A 16783-nucleotide genomic window follows, 5' to 3' on the forward strand; every position below is an offset into this window, starting at 1 on the left:
ACCCTTATAGAAACAGACATTACCCCAACTTTTATCAATTGTTTTTTATCTAGAGCGAACTCATCAATTAAGTCTCTTGCCAGATAAGGATTTAGTCGATTTATGCCCCCCTATCGAACCATACCAAGTAACGAAGAAGCCTTATTCTTAGATTAGCCGAATCTCCCCCAATCCCTTTACTGTTGCCTCTTGCCTCTTAAATGCGCGGGCAGCTTAGTCAATGACTTAGTTAGTATTCTTGTATTATATTGGGGGGAAAACTCAGAAAAATTGCTAGAATATTAGCCTGATTAATTAATTTTCCCCTCGATCGAGTATGACTTTCTCCTCAGCCGCAGACTTTCAAGATGAATTTGATGTCATCGTCGTCGGGGCGGGCCATTCCGGCTGTGAAGCGGCCCTAGCTTGCGCCCGTCTCGGTTGTCGTACCCTTCTCCTCACTCTTAATCTCGATAAAATCGCTTGGCAACCCTGTAACCCCGCCGTCGGTGGTCCGGCTAAATCCCAATTAACCCACGAAGTGGACGCTTTAGGCGGCGAAATTGGCAAAATGGCCGACCGCACCTATCTGCAAAAACGGGTTCTTAATGCCTCTCGCGGACCGGCAGTCTGGGCCCTACGCGCCCAAACCGATAAACGGGAATACGCGGCGGTGATGAAAGGTATCGTCGAAACCCAAGCCAATCTGGTTATTCGGGAAGGCATGGCCACAGACCTGATTTTAGGGGCAAATGAGCAAGTTTTAGGAGTAGAAACCTATTTCGGCACTTGTTTCGCCGCTAAAGCCGTCATTTTAACCACTGGCACTTTTTTAGGCGGCAAAATCTGGATCGGCGGCAAGTCTATGGCCGCCGGACGCGCGGGCGAATTTGCGGCGGTGGGTTTAACAGAAACCCTAAATCGTCTCGGATTCGAGACTGGTCGCCTAAAAACTGGCACTCCTGCCCGTGTGGATAAGCGTTCAGTGGATTACTCGCGCATGGAACCGCAACCGCCTGATGACGAGGTACGTTGGTTTAGTTTTGATCCAGAGGTGTGGATCGAACGGGAACAAATGAACTGTCATCTCACCCGCACCACGGCGGCCACTCATCAATTAATCAGAGATAATTTACATTTATCCCCCATTTATGGCGGTTTTATTGACTCCAAAGGACCGCGTTATTGTCCCAGTATTGAGGATAAAATCGTCCGTTTTGCCGATAAAGAAAGTCATCAAATTTTTATTGAACCGGAAGGGCGCGATATTCCCGAACTTTATATCCAAGGCTTTTCAACGGGACTGCCGGAAAATGTTCAATTAGCAATGCTGCGGACTTTACCCGGTTTAGAAAACTGTGTAATGTTGCGGGCTGCCTATGCAGTGGAATACGATTATTTACCGGCAACTCAGTGTTATCCAACCCTGATGACGAAGAAGATTGAGGGGTTATTTTGTGCGGGACAAATTAACGGGACAACCGGTTATGAAGAAGCGGCAGCCCAGGGACTGGTGGCGGGGATTAATGCGGCCCGGTTTGCTTTAGGAAAAGAGTTAATTGTTTTTCCCCGGGAGGAAAGTTATCTAGGAACTTTGGTCGATGATTTGTGTACTAAGGATCTGCGGGAACCCTATCGAATGTTAACCAGTCGTTCCGAATATCGCTTAGTATTGCGATCGGATAATGCCGATCAAAGATTAACACCTTTAGGGCGAGAAATTGGTTTAATTGATGACCGGCGTTGGCAATTATTCCAAACGAAACAGGCTAATATTATCGCTGAAAAAGAACGCCTACACGAAACGAGAATTAAAGAACGGGATCAGGTGGCAATTGCCATCGTTAAGGATACGGAACAAAAAATTAAAGGTTCTCTCTCTTTAGCGGATTTACTGCGTCGTCCTAGCTTCCATTATCTCGATCTTGATCGCTATGGTTTAGGTAATCCTGATATAAATTTAGCCGAAAGAGAAGGGGTAGAAATTGAGATTAAATATTCCGGTTATTTAAAGCGACAACAAAATCAAATTGACCAAATTAGTCGCCACAGTAACCGTCATTTATCCCCCGATATTGACTACATGAAAATCGAAACTTTGTCAATGGAATCCCGGGAAAAATTAACAAAAATTAAACCCGCCACCATCGGCCAAGCCTCGCGAATTGGCGGAGTCAATCCTGCTGATATTAACGCTTTATTAGTATATTTAGAAATGCGGCAGATGTCGGCAGTTAAAAGTTAGGAAATAATCCTGATTATCAGCGATCAAGAGTTCTTATCGGCTGCCTAATTGGCAGCCCCAATCAAAATAAATGACCGATTACTCCTGACAAAAGAAAAACCTTTACTTGTGACAAGGTCAAAGAATTTTGTGGACATCAAGAGTTGAGTCAGAAACTAGGAGCAGATTTTTATTTTGCCCCTCCTGATCATTCTTAGGAGAGGGGATTAAACGAGCATAATAATATTGCCAACGGACAGAAGGCGATCAAAAACCGACTAATTACCTTGGAAAACGGACAGAAGAATTTAGAGTTAGGGCAGTCGGAAATTAAAGGCGATATCTGAACCCTAGACGGAAAGATAGAGGGTTTAAGCTGCAAGCAGCTCGAGTTAAAGTTATGGCGAACGCGGCGGGGAAAACCACCGATCTCGCCGAAAAAGTCGGAGAATTGAAAAACCGGAAACAGATCGGGATAGTGGTGATCACCGCTTTGATCAGTTCGGTCTAGTCCTAGGTTTTAAAAGTTACCCAAAAAGACAGGCAATAATTATCCCCAAAATACTCTGGGGAGTAACCTAAATAACCAACCTTAAAAAAACTCTCTGCTAAACTTGAGTCAGTAGATGCACCCTGATGAAAAAGGAGAGTCAAAGAAAGCTCTCCTTTTTTTTTGTTGAGAAAGCAATCTGGGGGATTTAGCCGCGGTTAGCAGGTAGTTTCGCCTTGCGTGCCATGTCTTTGAAACCATTCAAACTTGGACCGGGGCGACGGCGAGACAGACTAGGAGTAATCAAGTATTTTGTCGCAAATTCCACCTCTTGCGGCTCTACTTTACCGTTAGTAGCGGCTACGGGTGCCGGTGCGCTCACAGGAGCGGCGGGAGTTTCTTTTACTTGCTTTTCTTTCTTGATAGAAGTTTTTTGGGCTTTTTTCTCGGCTACAGGGGCAGGAGCAGACTCCACAGCAGCGGCGGGCGCTTCCACAACAGGGGCGGCTGCTGCCGTGGTTGCTGTCGCTTTTTGTTCACCATCAGTTTCTTTTAGTTCTAGGTAAAAGTCAGATTTTTTGCCACCAAAGAGATTTTTTAACATCGGGGATCACTCCGAGAGTTGGGAAAATGTAAAAGACTAGGTATTTAAAAATTTATCATTGACCGGGATCAGGCAGCAAACAAGATTATTCTCTTGACAATTTCTCTGCTTCATCTATTTTTCTTTGGATAATCCTTAACAGAAAAAGGTTTTAAAAACAAGTTAAATTTACAAAAATTTACAAAAATCTAGAACGAGAAACCCCGACGCAACCAATGACAAAAACTGCTAGAGACGTTGCTGATAACGTCTCTAGATTATTTATTGGGGATTTGGTCGGATTTAGCTGGCTGCAGGTACACGGCTGCCGCTAACTCCGGGGACAGGACCACGACGAATGTTGGTTTCCGCTTCGATGGGAACGAATTCAATATGATTAAGGAGGGTAGTAACGAAAGCAAAGAGTAAAAAAGGCAAAGAGAGGACGACGACTAACCCCACGGTAGCGAGGGCGAAAATTTGTCTAGTGCTACTCCAAAGAGCTAGAGTGGAAGCGAGAGTAAGAAAAATAACGATTAACCAAACGATTATTTGTCCGTAAATATCTCCAAAGGTGAGAGTGCAAACCATGCGATAGTTACGAAAATCCTTATCCATAACAGTAAACCCGTAGATAGTCAGTTATTATCTCAGGGTAAGTCTAGAATCCTCACCTTGGTCAATATTTAAAGGTTTTTATAAACACTTGTTGATAAATCTTTACAATTACGCCCCGAGCGGGTAGCCAAATCTAGAAGTAAGAGCGGTATTGTTTGGTTGCTCTCCTAAGAATTGATAAGAATTGATAAGAATTGCTAAGAATTAGCAAAAAACTTGCCAAAATTTTGGCGAACGCTCTTTACAATTAAGTTAGAAAGGCAAGGAGGAGCAAGCCTAATGAAAACTTTTGTTGAGCGTTATCGGTCTTGGTTTAATTGGACAACCCTAGCCATGGTTGTTCTTGGTTTCTGGTTAAGTGCCAGTTTCGTCATAGATTTAATCATTATCCCCAGCTTATCCGTAGCTGGCATGATGACACAAAATGGCTTTGCCAGTGCCGGTTACTTGCTATTTGGCATTTTTAACCATCTGGAATTAGTTTGTGCGGCGATTGTGCTGTGTAGCTTTGTTGTCTTCCACCGCTATCATACCTTAATCCATCTCCCCGAACATCGATCGCTTCTATTCGCCGGTGTTCTCTTAGTAATCACCCTAATTTACACCTATTTTCTCACTCCCAATCTGAGCGCTATGGGTTTACTGGCCCCCGTTACTGCGTCGGGAATGTCGGGAGAAATGATGTCTTTGCAGATTGGTTATTGGTTTCTAGAAGTGGTTAAAGGTTTGATAGCTTTTACCCTGTTGCGCTGGTGTTGGCGAGATGCCTTTAAGTTAGCTTAGTTGTTGATTAAAAGCGGGGTTCAACCCGCTTTTTTTAGTTCTAGCAATATAATCCGCCTATTGGATTCATGGACGGAGACCCAGCACAACCGGCGAAGCCAGAAATAGAGGTGGTAAGGGACTTGCGCTTTGATAATGTACCTTTTGGGCGAACGCAGTTCGCCCCTACATTGTGGAGAAAATCCGTTACTGTAGGGGCGCAAAGCTTGCGCCCTCCGCTCGATTGGGATATTATTCTCACGCAAGTCCCTAAATTTTTTACACTTCATTTAGGCAGACTGGGGCCAAAAAGAATCAAGGAAATTTTTCAACCATAGTTGCAGTAAGGACGATAGAAGGAGGTGAATTGACAATTGCAGACACCAGTAAAGGAAAGATGGTTCTTCTCGTTTCTGTAGGGAGAATTTTCTTTCCAGAAAGATAGTCTTCAAAGCCTTGCCTAGCAAGACTCACACCAATGATAAGCAATGATTATCATACAGAGACCGCAACTTTGATAATTTGCTATCTAAGAATAAATCAGTTACAATTCTTGCAAATTAATTTCGTCTGTGAGGAAAGCTGGAAGTGTTATTAAAAAAAGCCAAAAGAAACAGCCAGATGAGACAGATATTTTCTGGAGGAATTTTCATCACATCCTGTTTGGGGACGGCCATACTTTGTGATGGGGTGAAGGCCCTTCCTTCCCCCTTAGACATTGACGCTGCTTCTATTCGGGTATCCCAGGAAAAAATTATCATTAATTCCCCCGTAGAATTAGAGAGGACAGAAAGAGTTCTGACAACCAATTCCTTCTCGACAACAGAGGGATTAGCCGATAGTAATCTGCCCTTATCCTTAGAAAATAAACTAGAGAAATCTTCCCTCGATACTCTAGCAACAGAAAAGACCGGGACAATTTCAACCCTAGAAGAATGGAAGGCGAATCTAGGGACAATGCAAGCGAGTCAGCTTTTACCAGCAGGAGATAATAACTCTCCAGAAGTCGAAAAATGGCAAGCGCAAGCATCCACCCCCGTTGATACCAATGTTTCTCCCGAATTGCAGCGTTTACGTCAAGAGTTTCTGATTGAGGAACCGAAAACCCTTTCTGCGAAACTGGCGGAATTTGTGGTTGCCCCTAGTGGCAGTATCTCTACTCCCATCGGTTTTGGAGCGAATTTTGGGCAGATTTTCGGTGGTTTCGCTTTCCAGTCGAGAACCCGTTTTACCAATCAAGCAGATGGTGGGTTAGCCCTAGGGGTCGGTTTAGGAGAACCCCAGAAAATTGTCGGTTTGGATGTAACTCTGGCGATTTTGAGCCTTTTTGGTGATAATGCCGGACGGGGTAGTTTTAGCTTTAAAATTCACCGTTCTCTGCCAGAAGGTTTTGCTGTCGCCCTAGGATTTGAAAATGCTATTAACTGGGGTGGGACAGATGCCGGTAGCAGTATCTACGGGGTGGTGAGCAAATTTTTTCAGTTCACAGAAACAACGAAAGAACCCTTTAGTCAATTGACGCTCTCTTTGGGTGTTGGTGGTGGTCGTTTTCGCTCGGAAGGAGCCATCGAAGATGGGGTAAATTCCCTCGGTGTCTTTGCTAGTGCTGGTTTAAGAATTGTTGAACCGGTCTCGGCCATTGTCGAATGGTCGGGTCAAGATTTAAACGCAGGTATTTCCCTGATTCCTTTCCAGAACATCCCCTTGACGGTTAACCTTGCCGGTGCTGATTTAACGGGCAATGCCGGGGACGGCGCTCGCTTCGTCATGAGTATCGGCTACAATTACTTTTTCCCCCGTTAGTCGGTTTTTAGATTGTCTAATTTAGCTTTTTGAATGAGGATAAAGACCATGTTGATGAAATGGTTGACTAATTGGCAAGTTTCCCTAGTGGCGGCGGTTTTGCTGACCAATTCCCTAGTCTCTCCCGTTATGGCGCAAACCGGCAACCAGTCCGATGCCACTGGGCCAATTCTTTCCACTGGGGATTTTGCTGGTCAAACTTTCCCCACCACCACGACGGTAACGGGATTTCAGGGGGGAGAACCGGCTCAAATCGCTGTTAATCAGGCGGCTGCTTCTCTGAATACTCTGTTAGCTGATAATAATTTAACCTCCCCCACAGGTATCCCGATTCCCCCAGCCATTCAGCAATTGCTACTGAGCATCTTAACAGGGGATGCACAGGCGGGTAATAATATCAATGCTGTCACCGCCGCTCTTTACTCAGCCCCCGGCACAGCGCCTTTAAATGTTATTGAAGACTTATTGGCCAGCTTAGAGAAACTGACCAAAGATAAGAAGGTAGTTCCAGCTAAATTGCTGGCGGCGGTGCGGGCCTATAATGCGATGATTTTAGCCAGTAACGAAGAGTTTCTCCGCAATCCTCCCGCAGAACTGCGAGCAATTCAAGCATTCTTAGCTAAATTGGTGCAACCCACTATTAGCTAACCGCGTTTTCCCTACTGACTTGAAAGAGGGTGTGGGGTGTGGGGTGTGGGGTGTAGGGAAGGAAACCTCTTTCATCTGTGGGGGTGAAAATTTTTTCATCGGGACTGACTTCACCATAGTCTCCTTGGATTAGAGGGCTGTGGTGAAGGCTCCACGGTGGGCGCGGTGGTTGGCTGTGAGGGGGTTAGAGAAGGGGTATTTCCTCCCCCTAAAGATTCTTGGAGCTTGTCGCGCAGTTTTTTGGCGGTATCGGAGTCAGGATTAATTTTGAGAGCTTGTTCGTAGGCGGCCAGCGCCTCTTGGGAGCGTTTCCAGTAGGTCAAGACCAGACCTTTACCGTACCAAGCTTGATAGAGTTGAGCATCGAGTTGCAAGGCTTTTTCATAGGCGGCATAGGCGAGGGCTAATTGTCCTAACCGCCACATTTTATTGCCTTGATTAAGCCAGTTGAGGGGATTAGTATCGTTATTATTGGGAACTTCAAAAGCCTTGTATAATTCATCACCAATTTCTTGCAAAGATAAGGCATTGGTGGGCGAATTTTCGACATTTATCTGCCCTTGAATGCCAGACTGGGGTGCTAATTTCAAAAAAGTAGTGATGGGAATAGCGAGACTAAAGCCAATTGCTACTCGCACCTCTTTAATTTTTTCCCCCTCATTTTGCCCGTGAATTCCGATTACTCTCCCTTCTGTATCTAATACTGGTCCGCCACTCATACCCCCATAGGTGACGCTAGTATAAATTAGCTCATAACCAAAGGAAGGCGGAAAGATTTTAAACAAAGGGCTAATGGCTTTGGGCAACACTTTACCAACATTAAAAAATCTTTCTCTCTTACCAACAAATTTCGGATCAGGCCATCCCGAAGCAAAAATAAATTGTTCGTCAGCTAATTCATAATTAGCTAAGGTAGCTAGGCGATAATCCCGATCGCTAGTGAATTGAAAGACCACTAGGTCTACTTCTGGCAACTTTCTAATACTATTAGGGTTAAGAGAATATTTTTTGCCATCATGAGTTACTACCTGTAACTCGTAATAATAGTTCTTACAATTAACTTCATAATCTTTACACAAAACATGGCTGGCAGTAAGAACCGTATAGTTATTTCCTTCTCTAGCGATAATTACTCCTGAACCATTTTGACGAACTATCCCTTCCGCTCCGTCATCTTCTGAAGGAATTAAAACAGTAATTTCCCGGGCAATACCATTTACTTGCTCTGGCTTTAATGCTATAGCTATTCGAGATTGGCTTAAGAGAGTTAAGGCACTGATTAATGCCAGCGCAAGTCCATAAAATTTATTCATGATCCTGACCTAATATAAGGATAACGGCTTGGTTTCACCGATGCCATCCCGACCAGATATTGCGCTCTCTAGATGGTGGTGTGGGAAATGAGTTTCCTGTTTGCGGGGGAGAAAATTGCAATGGAGTGAATGGCGATCAAGAAGGGTGATCCGAGAATTTTAGCCCCAACTGCCAGAGAGTTTGGCTAGGAATAGCCCAACTAAATTGATTCATCTGTCTTTTGAGAAATTTTGAAGCCACCGAGCCATCACTGAAAGTATAGGAATTCCCCCAAACCGGACTGGCATCAAGTCCATTAATACCAATTACCTGACCTTGGTCATTAAGCAAGGGACCCCCACTCATTCCCTTTTCAATACGATTGTTATAGCCGATGCGATAACCACCGTCAAATGTCTGGTCACTCAACATCGAAATTTGACCAGTCGTCAGGATAAACCAGCTATTTTGATCACGACGCTCTTGAAAAAAAGGAAAACCGGCTGCAAATACGGCATCACCCACTCTTATATTCGACGAATCCCCGAATGAGGCGATCAAATAGGTTCGAGAACTGTGAAAAGACAATAGGCTCAAATCATTACCATCAAAATTGATGGAATTTAACACTTTTGCCTGATAAATTTGACCATCAGGAGTTTGGATTCGATAATAGTTGTCAGAAGCTTGTTCAAGAACGTGCTGGTTGGTCAGAACCGTATAAACTTGGCCTTCTCTACGAACTAAAATTCCCGATCCTGATCCTTCTTTCGATAAAATCTTCACAGTAATTGCGCGGGCTAATTGATGCAATTGCTGTTCTGATGCTTTTTCACTTGTACTTGACTGACGGGAACCACTGTCTGAGTTAACCTCCCAAGCAACGGTCTTGGGATGAAGGGACTGTGCCAGCAGTCCCCCCACGAGTAAAATGCCAGCACAGGTGCCAGATATCTTGCAAAAATATTTCATGCGATCTACGACTAACTGAATCCCTAGCAGGTCGAGTTTATTTGGATTTTTGTTCCTACTTGTGAGTATTTATTATCTATTTTAGATATTTAGATAATTGTTTGAACAAGCGAAGCCAGGAAAACCGAGCCTTGTTTAGTCATCAGAAAAGTCTATCACAGAAGAAACGATCACAACTCGTTTACCAGCGAGAACCGCCAGAAGGAGATTGGTTGGGTTGGGTTGTTGTCGCTGGAGTCTCGCCAGCGGAACTACCTGAAGATGGGCTATTTTCAGGGGCAACATTACGCAGAAAATTTTGAAAGTCGATGGTAATTGTTTTTCCATCGGCAGAACTTTCCGATAGTGGTTTAGGATTAGAACCACTAACAGTTCTTCCTGCCCGCAAATCGAATAGCCCTTGCACAACCCTTACAGCATCTTCGCCTTTTGAGAGTGTAAATAATAAGTTTGAAGAACTAGGACGGTCACGACCACTAGCAGGAGAGTAAACAACGGGCAAACCGTTCAAAAAGCCCGTCGTGATGATTTCAATCCCATTGGGTTCCCGTTCAGATAATCTGTTGAATCGACCAGTTACTTGTTCGCACCGGAGTTGGGGAGGATAGCCAGCATCACTAAATATTTCACGTTTCCAATAAATAATTGGTCTTTTATCCCCCTCACCAATATAGTAAGTTGTGGGAATCCCTCTGGAGTCCCGATCACAAATGAATAGAGGATCGTCTGCAGCTTGGCTCGGTGATTGTAAGGTCAAGGCAGCTCCTACACCAATCAGAGCAATGGTCAGAGTTTTTGTCAAAGTTTGTAGTTTCATTGTTCTTATCCTAATCCTGCAAAGGGACTCCGTTGTACACTTCAAAGGTAGCTTTTATTTTTCCGCAAAACAAACAAAAGCAAGGCCTTTGCAACAATTCTTATTTTTTGGGATTACCCTTTCTTCAAACTCCTGTTAAGAGAGCAATCAGATGAGTTCGTTTACCCCAAAGCAGACCAAACTTCTAACTTACTGACCACGCGACGAATCACCTCATCGGTAAACTCACTCATGGTCATTTGGCCCCCTAAATCGGGGGTTTTTTTGCCCTCGTGAATAGTTTCAAAGACACTTTCATAAATTGCCCGAGAAGCTTTACGCGCTTCGTTAGTTTCGATATAACCTAACAAAGCTGCCGAGGCTAAAATCATCGCCATGGGATTAGCGATATTTTTGCCCTCTAAAGCGGGGGCTGTGCCGTGGGGAGCTTCTGCCATAATAGTTTTAACCGCTAGGGTCTCCTCATCAAATCCCAAAACTAAACTTTCGGCCCCGGCAATACTGCCATAGAGTTGCAAGACAAAATCGGATAATAAATCGCCATCGCGATTAAGTGCCGGAATCACCAAAGCTTCGCCGTCGGTTTGTAAAAGTAGGGCAAAAGTTGCATCAATTAACAGGGGTTGATAACGCACTTCCGGATGTCTTCGGGCCGCCGCGTCTAATTCCTCTTTAAACATCCCTTCGTAGGTGGCACTAACGGTGAATTTTGGGCCGCCAAATACCCGCGCCCCGGTTTTTTTGGCCTGTTGAAAGGTAAACTCGGCCACAGCGCGACTGGTAGCCCTAGAAATGCGCGAGGTGCGATAGGCAATTTCATCGCCGGTGGCAGTGGTTTCTCGCCATTCTTTGGCCCCGTAGGCATCATCAACGGCCATGCGGACAATGGCAATGGGAGAATAAACGCCCCCAATCGGACGAATGCCGGGGATACGGCGACCGATGCGGAGAATTACCTGAGAATTCATTGCTTCTCTTAAAATAGCGTTAGGACTGCCCACATCTCCTTTAATTTCTGGGGTAATAGTGGCAGCTTTGAGAGCTAATCCGGTTTTTAGAGTCGCTTCAGCGGCCTCGTGAACCACTTGATTGTTACTCTGGCGACGCTGGGCTAAACTAAGATCAAAATCGGCAAAGTTAAGCGGTTGACGAATTATCGAAGGTTGCAATACTCTCAGGGCTTCTAGTAATAGTTCTTCTCCAGTTTGGTCGCCGTGCATGACCACAATAGTGGGGATATTTTCAGTCATAATTTTTGAGTTTTAATAAAAATTTTCAAGTATATCTTAATGCTTAATTGACCGTTTAATCGGCTAAAAAAGATACTTTTTACCTTAATTAATTCTGTAATTTTATCAATCTTGTAGAAAAAGATATATAATACCAAATCTGGTTATTAAAAACCGATTATTTATTCTCCCTTTTGCATAAGTGCCTCTTGCATGAGTGCCTCTTGCCTTAAACCCTAATTAATATTATGCCCGATCGCTAATTAAATTAGCAATCGGGCAGTGGTGAGAATTAATTAACCCAAGATTTAGAAAGCTTGTTCAACTTCGGCAATTTCGGGAATCACTTCCCGGAGACGACGTTCGATGCCCATTTTTAGGGTCATGGTGGAACTGGGACAGGAACCGCAAGCGCCTTGAAGACGCAGTTTGACGACTGGCCCGTCGATTTCGACTAATTCCACGTTACCACCATCCGCCATCAGGTAGGGGCGCATTTCATCTAAAACTTGTTCGACGTTATTGGGAGTCAGTGTTAAAGACATAATCAGCTTCTGGTCAGAGATTTATTACAGTGTAAGTAAGTGGTTTCAATTAAATTGAAGATAGATTTTGTCTTTGATCCCCCCTGCCCCCCTTGATAAGGGGGGTGCCGATAGGCGGGGGGATCCGACAATTTTTAATACCCACCTACTTAGTTACTTCAATCCTAACGCTTTTTGGGCGGGAATAACCCTTAAGCTTCTAAAAGCTGTAGATTGATAAAAGTAAATTCTGTGGTGGATTTTTCGCCACCGACATCGATTGCGTTAATCACTTGACAGGAGGGTAAATAATAATTACCGATTTTTTCGTAGGTTTCCTTAAAGTCACGTTTTCCCTTTAATTCATCGGTTTTAGCATTGCGGAAAATGGCATTATAGCGAATAGAAATATAACCTTCTCCCGTATCGAGACTTTCCTCGGTATTAATAGTAAAAGCCATCGGTCCCATGACTCGACTGACTTGACAGATTTCCTGACCGCGGACCTTATAATTAGACCCCATCGCATCGCCGGTGACCAGAATTTCTACCGCACCGGTGGGATCATCTTGCCCGAAATTAAACTGGTTTTTGCCGTGGGAGGCATCAAAATTGCCTCTTTTACGGTGAGTAACGATGTCGCGCATTTGATTATAAATACTTTCTTGCACTTTCTCGTCATCAATGCCCGTTACTTCCACACTATAATCGGCATTAACTTGAATTTTGCCCGTATGGACTTCCTCTCCTTGGGTGAGGATAATATCAGCAGTGTAACCGGGGAATCCTTCATCCCAAGTGTAACGGTTTTCGTAGGCGGAGCGGAAAATATCTCGGGCGTTCGTCGTGGCTACAGTCATAATCGCTTTACTTGTGTTGATAACTCCATTTATATCATTGTCGCTGATTTTTTCGCCTCTGGCCGAGATTTCTAGAAAACTAGATGAATTCCACAGCTTAGGGAAAAGTCAGTTAGAATCGATCAATGACCCGTCCCTTGCTCGATTGCCATAAATCTAAATAAGCAAAAAATAAACATGAGCAATTATGACAAAATTAAGTCCAAAAGTTACCGCAATTATTCGTTCTGGTGAACAACAAGGATATGTAGGTGAATGCGTGGAACTTTCGATTGTCACCCAGGGAAATACCTTAGATGAGGTGGTTAATAATCTCCAAGAAGCCATTTTACTGCATTTAGAGGGAGAAGACCCCAGGGAGTTCGGTCTAGTTGCCAAACCTTCTCTACAGATTATATTTGAGTTACAGCCAGAATATGCCTAAGCTGAAACAACTATCCGGCAAAGACATTATGCTGTTCTTAATTTAAATTGCTTGTTGAGACGAGGTAAGAGGCAACCCCCCTCCGACATTGGGGTAGGGTTGATTCATGAATCAACCCTACTATTAATCAACCCTACTATTAATCAACCCTACTATTAATCAACCCTACCAACATCGGGGGGGTTTAAGGATAGGCGATTAAAATGCGTCTTAGCTGATCAAAAATCGGGCTAAAATAGAAAAAACTCCCCCTCAGTGACCAAGGCGATGGCAGACGAAACGGCGAAAATCAAGCTTTATCGGAAAACCTATCAACTTCCCCAACTAAATCGCCCCGATTTATTGGTTTTGCAGGATCAGATTCAAGAAAGACAGCAACTGATTAAAACTGGAAAACGGGTCCGCAATACATGGCTAGGATTGAGGAAAAAAGAAGAACCCCTCAATTTCGAGGAAACTTTTCAAGAATTAGAAAGATTAGTCAAGGACTATAACCAGTTAATCAGATTTCTCACCGACCATAAGGATGAATACCGGCGGTTTTTCCAGTCACTGACCGAGGAAATCAAGGAGGCAGTGGCGGTTAAATGCCAGAAATTGGCAGAAACAGAGCGAAAACGCCAATCTTTGGAGAATAGCATCGGCTCGGCTGAACTGCGAGATACCCTGAGACTACAGAAACAGCAGATTTTCCGCACTGTGATTCTTGTTGGTCGCGCCAGCTTGCTCATGCTCAAGAAAATCGACCTAATCAGCGAAAGTATCCAGAAATTAGCCGAAGATCAGGATACACAAAAACAGGTTTTCTCGAAAATGATCGGCGAGTTGAACGGGTACAAACAAGTGTATCAGTTGCAGCTGGAGTTAGATAGTCTGGAAAAAGAAGCGATCGAAATGGCCAAAGTAGCCATTAATCTAGAACAATACCTAAAACCAATTATCGGACAGTTTCAAGGCTTAATCGATCGAGTAGCGACCATTGACGGGGAACTTTCCCGCAGTGTCAGCGAAGTGGAATCCCTCGTCCAGAACATTCTTAGTTCCGAATCGGCCGTATCTTTCCGCAAAAACGAGAATCTATCGGCTAGTTTGCTCAATTTCCTCGTCACCAGCGAAGAAAAGCGCGGCCGTTTAGCGATCGCATTAGAGCGAGCCGAGCAGGAAGGATGGCAATGGACAGACGTGGAAATCCCCGACGAGGAAATCGAACTGGAAACCGCCATTCAACGCATCAACAACCATGTAATCGAGAGAGTTGGGAATTTTAGCACCTCCGTCGTCGGTGACTCTCCTATTCCTCAAACTTCATTTACCGAAAACCTACCCAATGGGATAACACTAGAGATGGTGAACTTACCAGCAGGTGAGTTTCTCATGGGATCTCCTGACAGTGATTCTGATGCTCAAAGTAGAGAAAAGCCTCAACACCAAGTTCAAGTCAACAGTTTTGCGATTGGGAAATATCCTGTCACTCAGGCACAATATGAAGCGGTAATGGGAACCAATCCCTCTCACTTTAAAAACAATCCCCAAAATCCGGTAGAACAGGTTAATTGGAACGATGCTCAAGCCTTTTGTCGGAAATTGAGTCAAATAACCGGGAAAACCTATCGCCTCCCCACAGAAGCGGAATGGGAATATGCCTGTCGTGCGGGGACCACTACTCGCTATTATTTCGGTGATGATGCCAATCAGTTAGGAGATTACGCTTGGTATGACGGAAATTCTCAGGATAAAACTCATCCTGTGGGCCAGAAAAAGCCCAATGCTTGGGGACTGTATGACATGAGTGGCAATGTTTGGGAGTGGTGCGAAGACAATTGGCACGATAACTCTAAGAATGCGCCAAAGGATGGTAGTGCTTGGCTAATAAAGGATAATTATTCTCAAATACTGCGGGGCGGTTCTTGGTTCCTCAATCCAGATTACTGCCGTTCCGCTTACCGCAAGTACGACTACCGCCGCGACGACCTCAGCAACTGCTTCGGTTTTCGGGTGGTGTGCGGTGCTGGGAGGACTCTGTTTCCCTTTTTACCCTTTTTACCCTTTTTCTCTTTTTCCCTTTTTCCCGCCTAGCGGCGGGTCGATTTTTTTTTGAGAAAATTGAGGTAGCATGAGTAGAAAACGGGTTTCTCGGAGAAACCGGTTTTCTGTGGGTTACTCAAGGGATTTAGGATAATTTGTAGGTTGAGTTAAGGTTCGTAGTTGCGCTTTAGCGCTTCATGTTGTCCGCACTAGAGTAACGGCAAATTTGGCTTCAGCGTCCAGAAAGAAATCTATGAGAGTCTCCGTGACACGAGAGAATATAATAGTGAAGTGTGGAAAAATTTCGGCGATCACATCGGCTGGAAAAAAGGAGAAAATTGCTTGTCTTACTCTGACCTAATCTTTAACAAGAATGCTCCCAAAGCTCATTTCCTTATTTGTATTTTTCACATTTTTTCAAAAAAATGGTAGATAAACAACTGAAAACTGTTATCTGGATTGGAGCATCAAAAAAGGAGCTATTAGAATTTCCTGAAGAGGTTATTGATGAAGTTGGCTATATTCTTTATCGTGTTCAGAACAATCAGAATCATCCTAACATCAAAGCTTTAAAGGGCTTTAATGGTGTTTTTGAAATAGTCAGCGATTATCAAACCGATACCTATAGAACAGTTTATGCCATCAAACTAAGCAATGCTATTTTTATTCTCCATGCCTTTCAGAAAAAATCAAAATCGGGGATTAAAACACCAAAACAAAATGTTAATCTAATCAAAGAACGCCTGAAAAAAGCACAGGAGATCGCAAAAGAGCAACAATAAATACCAAAAAGGAGATAAATGATTATGACAGAATATACTATTAGTTCGGGAAACATTTTTGAAGACTTAGGCTTTGCTAATGCAGAAGAAAAACTCGCTAAAGTCAAGCTGGCTTCAGTGATTTACGATCTGATTACTGAACAAGAATTAAGCGAGCAGGAGGTCAGTCAAATTTTGGGGATTGACGAGGCTAAAATTTCTAACTTAAAAAATGGCAGATTGCAAAAATTTTCTCTTGAGCAGATGTTTGACTTTCTAGTAGCATTAGGTCAGAAGATAGAAATCTTAGTAACTCCCCAAGCCTTAGCAAACTCTAGTTTAAGTATCCAGGTCATGTATCGAAATCAATCCTAATCTAAGCGCGATCGCCGATCTCGTAAGATGCGTTAATGTTAATGTAACGCACCTCAACTAACCTATTTTAGCTAATCCTTGTAGTAAAAAGAAACAGGACACTGGACTTAACCCTTAACCTTACAAAAGTCATCATGAATATTCAACTTAGTAACCCCGTTGATCGTTCCCTATCGCCTCTAGAAACCGCAGCTTTGGCTGATACGGGAGCCTTGCATCTCTGCATTCCTGCACATATTCAAATTCAGTTAAAATGGCTCTTCGTTACTTGGTATGGTTCGATAGGGGGGCATAAATCGACTAAATCCTTATCTGGCAAGGGATTTAATTGATTAGTTCGCTCTAGACGAAAATAATTGACAAAAATCGCTAAATGCCTTTCTACATAGGGGTTCC

At 43.8% G+C, this 16783-nt stretch carries 17 protein-coding genes and 2 pseudogenes; 11 read left to right on the forward strand and 8 right to left on the reverse strand.

The window, feature by feature from the left end:
* The first annotated feature begins 316 nt into the window (after positions 1-316).
* Positions 317-2224 (forward strand): tRNA uridine-5-carboxymethylaminomethyl(34) synthesis enzyme MnmG, encoded by a 1908-nt coding sequence (gene mnmG, locus IM507_RS20085; protein WP_016514880.1) that lies wholly within the window; start codon positions 317-319, stop codon positions 2222-2224.
* 77 nt (positions 2225-2301) lie between these two features.
* Positions 2302-2418: pseudogene (locus tag IM507_RS20090) on the forward strand (IS30 family transposase); the annotation flags it as partial.
* A gap of 483 nt (positions 2419-2901) precedes the next feature.
* Here IM507_RS20090 and IM507_RS20095 read toward each other — a convergent pair.
* Together IM507_RS20095 and IM507_RS20100 are read right to left on the reverse strand one after the other, a co-directional pair.
* On the reverse strand, positions 2902-3297 hold the full coding sequence (locus tag IM507_RS20095; RefSeq protein WP_287637600.1) for a hypothetical protein: 396 nt from the start codon (positions 3295-3297) through the stop codon (positions 2902-2904).
* 282 nt (positions 3298-3579) lie between these two features.
* Positions 3580-3894, reverse strand: a complete 315-nt coding sequence (locus IM507_RS20100) for a hypothetical protein (RefSeq protein WP_002735918.1) — start codon at positions 3892-3894, stop codon at positions 3580-3582.
* A 279-nt stretch (positions 3895-4173) separates the two neighbouring features.
* Between IM507_RS20100 and IM507_RS20105 the strand changes: the two genes are divergently transcribed.
* The 3 genes from IM507_RS20105 (at position 4174) to IM507_RS20115 (ending at position 7107) form a co-directional block, all read left to right on the forward strand.
* The gene (locus IM507_RS20105) at positions 4174-4677 is read left to right on the forward strand and encodes a hypothetical protein (RefSeq protein WP_002735260.1); all 504 of its coding nucleotides are present in this window, start codon (positions 4174-4176) and stop codon (positions 4675-4677) included.
* Positions 4678-5244: 567 nt separating this feature from the next.
* Positions 5245-6459 carry a hypothetical protein gene (locus IM507_RS20110; RefSeq protein WP_353847157.1) on the forward strand — a complete coding sequence of 405 codons (1215 nt, stop codon included), beginning with the start codon at positions 5245-5247 and terminating at the stop codon, positions 6457-6459.
* Positions 6460-6507: 48 nt separating this feature from the next.
* Positions 6508-7107: a hypothetical protein gene (locus tag IM507_RS20115; RefSeq protein WP_130756900.1), complete on the forward strand. Its 600-nt coding sequence runs from the start codon at positions 6508-6510 to the stop codon at positions 7105-7107.
* A 110-nt stretch (positions 7108-7217) separates the two neighbouring features.
* Here the strand turns inward: IM507_RS20115 and IM507_RS20120 are convergent, their stop codons facing one another.
* From IM507_RS20120 to IM507_RS20145, 6 genes are all read right to left on the reverse strand, one after another.
* Complete coding sequence (locus tag IM507_RS20120) at positions 7218-8420, reverse strand: tetratricopeptide repeat-containing S1 family peptidase (RefSeq protein WP_123230604.1); 1203 nt, start codon at positions 8418-8420, stop codon at positions 7218-7220.
* A 136-nt stretch (positions 8421-8556) separates the two neighbouring features.
* Positions 8557-9372: a S1C family serine protease gene (locus IM507_RS20125; RefSeq protein WP_123230605.1), complete on the reverse strand. Its 816-nt coding sequence runs from the start codon at positions 9370-9372 to the stop codon at positions 8557-8559.
* Between the two features lie 181 nt (positions 9373-9553).
* On the reverse strand, positions 9554-10189 hold the full coding sequence (locus IM507_RS20130) for a COP23 domain-containing protein (RefSeq protein ID WP_123230606.1): 636 nt from the start codon (positions 10187-10189) through the stop codon (positions 9554-9556).
* 161 nt (positions 10190-10350) lie between these two features.
* Positions 10351-11439: an isocitrate/isopropylmalate family dehydrogenase gene (locus tag IM507_RS20135; RefSeq protein ID WP_002735569.1), complete on the reverse strand. Its 1089-nt coding sequence runs from the start codon at positions 11437-11439 to the stop codon at positions 10351-10353.
* Positions 11440-11726: 287 nt separating this feature from the next.
* Complete coding sequence (locus tag IM507_RS20140) at positions 11727-11963, reverse strand: NifU family protein (RefSeq protein WP_002735229.1); 237 nt, start codon at positions 11961-11963, stop codon at positions 11727-11729.
* A 191-nt stretch (positions 11964-12154) separates the two neighbouring features.
* Positions 12155-12802: a DUF3386 domain-containing protein gene (locus IM507_RS20145; protein ID WP_002736639.1), complete on the reverse strand. Its 648-nt coding sequence runs from the start codon at positions 12800-12802 to the stop codon at positions 12155-12157.
* 187 nt (positions 12803-12989) lie between these two features.
* Between IM507_RS20145 and IM507_RS20150 the strand changes: the two genes are divergently transcribed.
* The 6 genes and pseudogenes from IM507_RS20150 (at position 12990) to IM507_RS20175 (ending at position 16719) form a co-directional block, all read left to right on the forward strand.
* On the forward strand, positions 12990-13226 hold the full coding sequence (locus IM507_RS20150; RefSeq protein WP_002774287.1) for a type II toxin-antitoxin system HicB family antitoxin: 237 nt from the start codon (positions 12990-12992) through the stop codon (positions 13224-13226).
* A 267-nt stretch (positions 13227-13493) separates the two neighbouring features.
* Entirely contained in the window at positions 13494-15302 is a 1809-nt protein-coding gene (locus tag IM507_RS20155; protein WP_287637604.1) for an SUMF1/EgtB/PvdO family nonheme iron enzyme, read from the forward strand.
* Between the two features lie 174 nt (positions 15303-15476).
* A pseudogene (locus IM507_RS20160) lies at positions 15477-15683 on the forward strand (GUN4 domain-containing protein); the annotation flags it as partial.
* Positions 15677-16033, forward strand: a complete 357-nt coding sequence (locus tag IM507_RS20165; RefSeq protein WP_002738001.1) for a type II toxin-antitoxin system RelE/ParE family toxin — start codon at positions 15677-15679, stop codon at positions 16031-16033. The pseudogene IM507_RS20160 and the gene IM507_RS20165, both read left to right, overlap by 7 nt.
* Positions 16034-16057: 24 nt before the next feature.
* Entirely contained in the window at positions 16058-16387 is a 330-nt protein-coding gene (locus IM507_RS20170) for a helix-turn-helix domain-containing protein (RefSeq protein ID WP_002737427.1), read from the forward strand.
* 134 nt (positions 16388-16521) lie between these two features.
* On the forward strand, positions 16522-16719 hold the full coding sequence (locus IM507_RS20175) for a hypothetical protein (protein ID WP_123230608.1): 198 nt from the start codon (positions 16522-16524) through the stop codon (positions 16717-16719).
* The last annotated feature ends 64 nt before the right edge of the window (positions 16720-16783 follow it).

Source organism: Microcystis sp. M20BS1, from assembly GCF_020245305.1.
GTDB classification, from domain to species: Bacteria; Cyanobacteriota; Cyanobacteriia; order Cyanobacteriales; family Microcystaceae; genus Microcystis; species Microcystis ichthyoblabe_A.

Excerpts from the sequence above, each read along its gene's own strand:
- IM507_RS20100 (WP_002735918.1), bottom strand. The coding sequence starts at position 3,894 with ATGGATAAGGATTTTCGTAACTATCGCATGGTTTGCACTCTCACCTTT.
- IM507_RS20165 (WP_002738001.1), top strand. The coding sequence starts at position 15,677 with ATGGTAGATAAACAACTGAAAACTGTTATCTGGATTGGAGCATCAAAA.
- IM507_RS20115 (WP_130756900.1), top strand. The coding sequence starts at position 6,508 with ATGTTGATGAAATGGTTGACTAATTGGCAAGTTTCCCTAGTGGCGGCG.
- IM507_RS20170 (WP_002737427.1), top strand. The coding sequence starts at position 16,058 with ATGACAGAATATACTATTAGTTCGGGAAACATTTTTGAAGACTTAGGC.
- IM507_RS20145 (WP_002736639.1), bottom strand. The coding sequence starts at position 12,802 with ATGACTGTAGCCACGACGAACGCCCGAGATATTTTCCGCTCCGCCTAC.
- IM507_RS20095 (WP_287637600.1), bottom strand. The coding sequence starts at position 3,297 with ATGTTAAAAAATCTCTTTGGTGGCAAAAAATCTGACTTTTACCTAGAA.
- IM507_RS20135 (WP_002735569.1), bottom strand. The coding sequence starts at position 11,439 with ATGACTGAAAATATCCCCACTATTGTGGTCATGCACGGCGACCAAACT.
- IM507_RS20125 (WP_123230605.1), bottom strand. The coding sequence starts at position 9,372 with ATGAAATATTTTTGCAAGATATCTGGCACCTGTGCTGGCATTTTACTC.
- IM507_RS20105 (WP_002735260.1), top strand. The coding sequence starts at position 4,174 with ATGAAAACTTTTGTTGAGCGTTATCGGTCTTGGTTTAATTGGACAACC.
- mnmG (WP_016514880.1), top strand. The coding sequence starts at position 317 with ATGACTTTCTCCTCAGCCGCAGACTTTCAAGATGAATTTGATGTCATC.
- IM507_RS20130 (WP_123230606.1), bottom strand. The coding sequence starts at position 10,189 with ATGAAACTACAAACTTTGACAAAAACTCTGACCATTGCTCTGATTGGT.
- IM507_RS20155 (WP_287637604.1), top strand. The coding sequence starts at position 13,494 with ATGGCAGACGAAACGGCGAAAATCAAGCTTTATCGGAAAACCTATCAA.
- IM507_RS20150 (WP_002774287.1), top strand. The coding sequence starts at position 12,990 with ATGACAAAATTAAGTCCAAAAGTTACCGCAATTATTCGTTCTGGTGAA.
- IM507_RS20140 (WP_002735229.1), bottom strand. The coding sequence starts at position 11,963 with ATGTCTTTAACACTGACTCCCAATAACGTCGAACAAGTTTTAGATGAA.
- IM507_RS20175 (WP_123230608.1), top strand. The coding sequence starts at position 16,522 with ATGAATATTCAACTTAGTAACCCCGTTGATCGTTCCCTATCGCCTCTA.
- IM507_RS20120 (WP_123230604.1), bottom strand. The coding sequence starts at position 8,420 with ATGAATAAATTTTATGGACTTGCGCTGGCATTAATCAGTGCCTTAACT.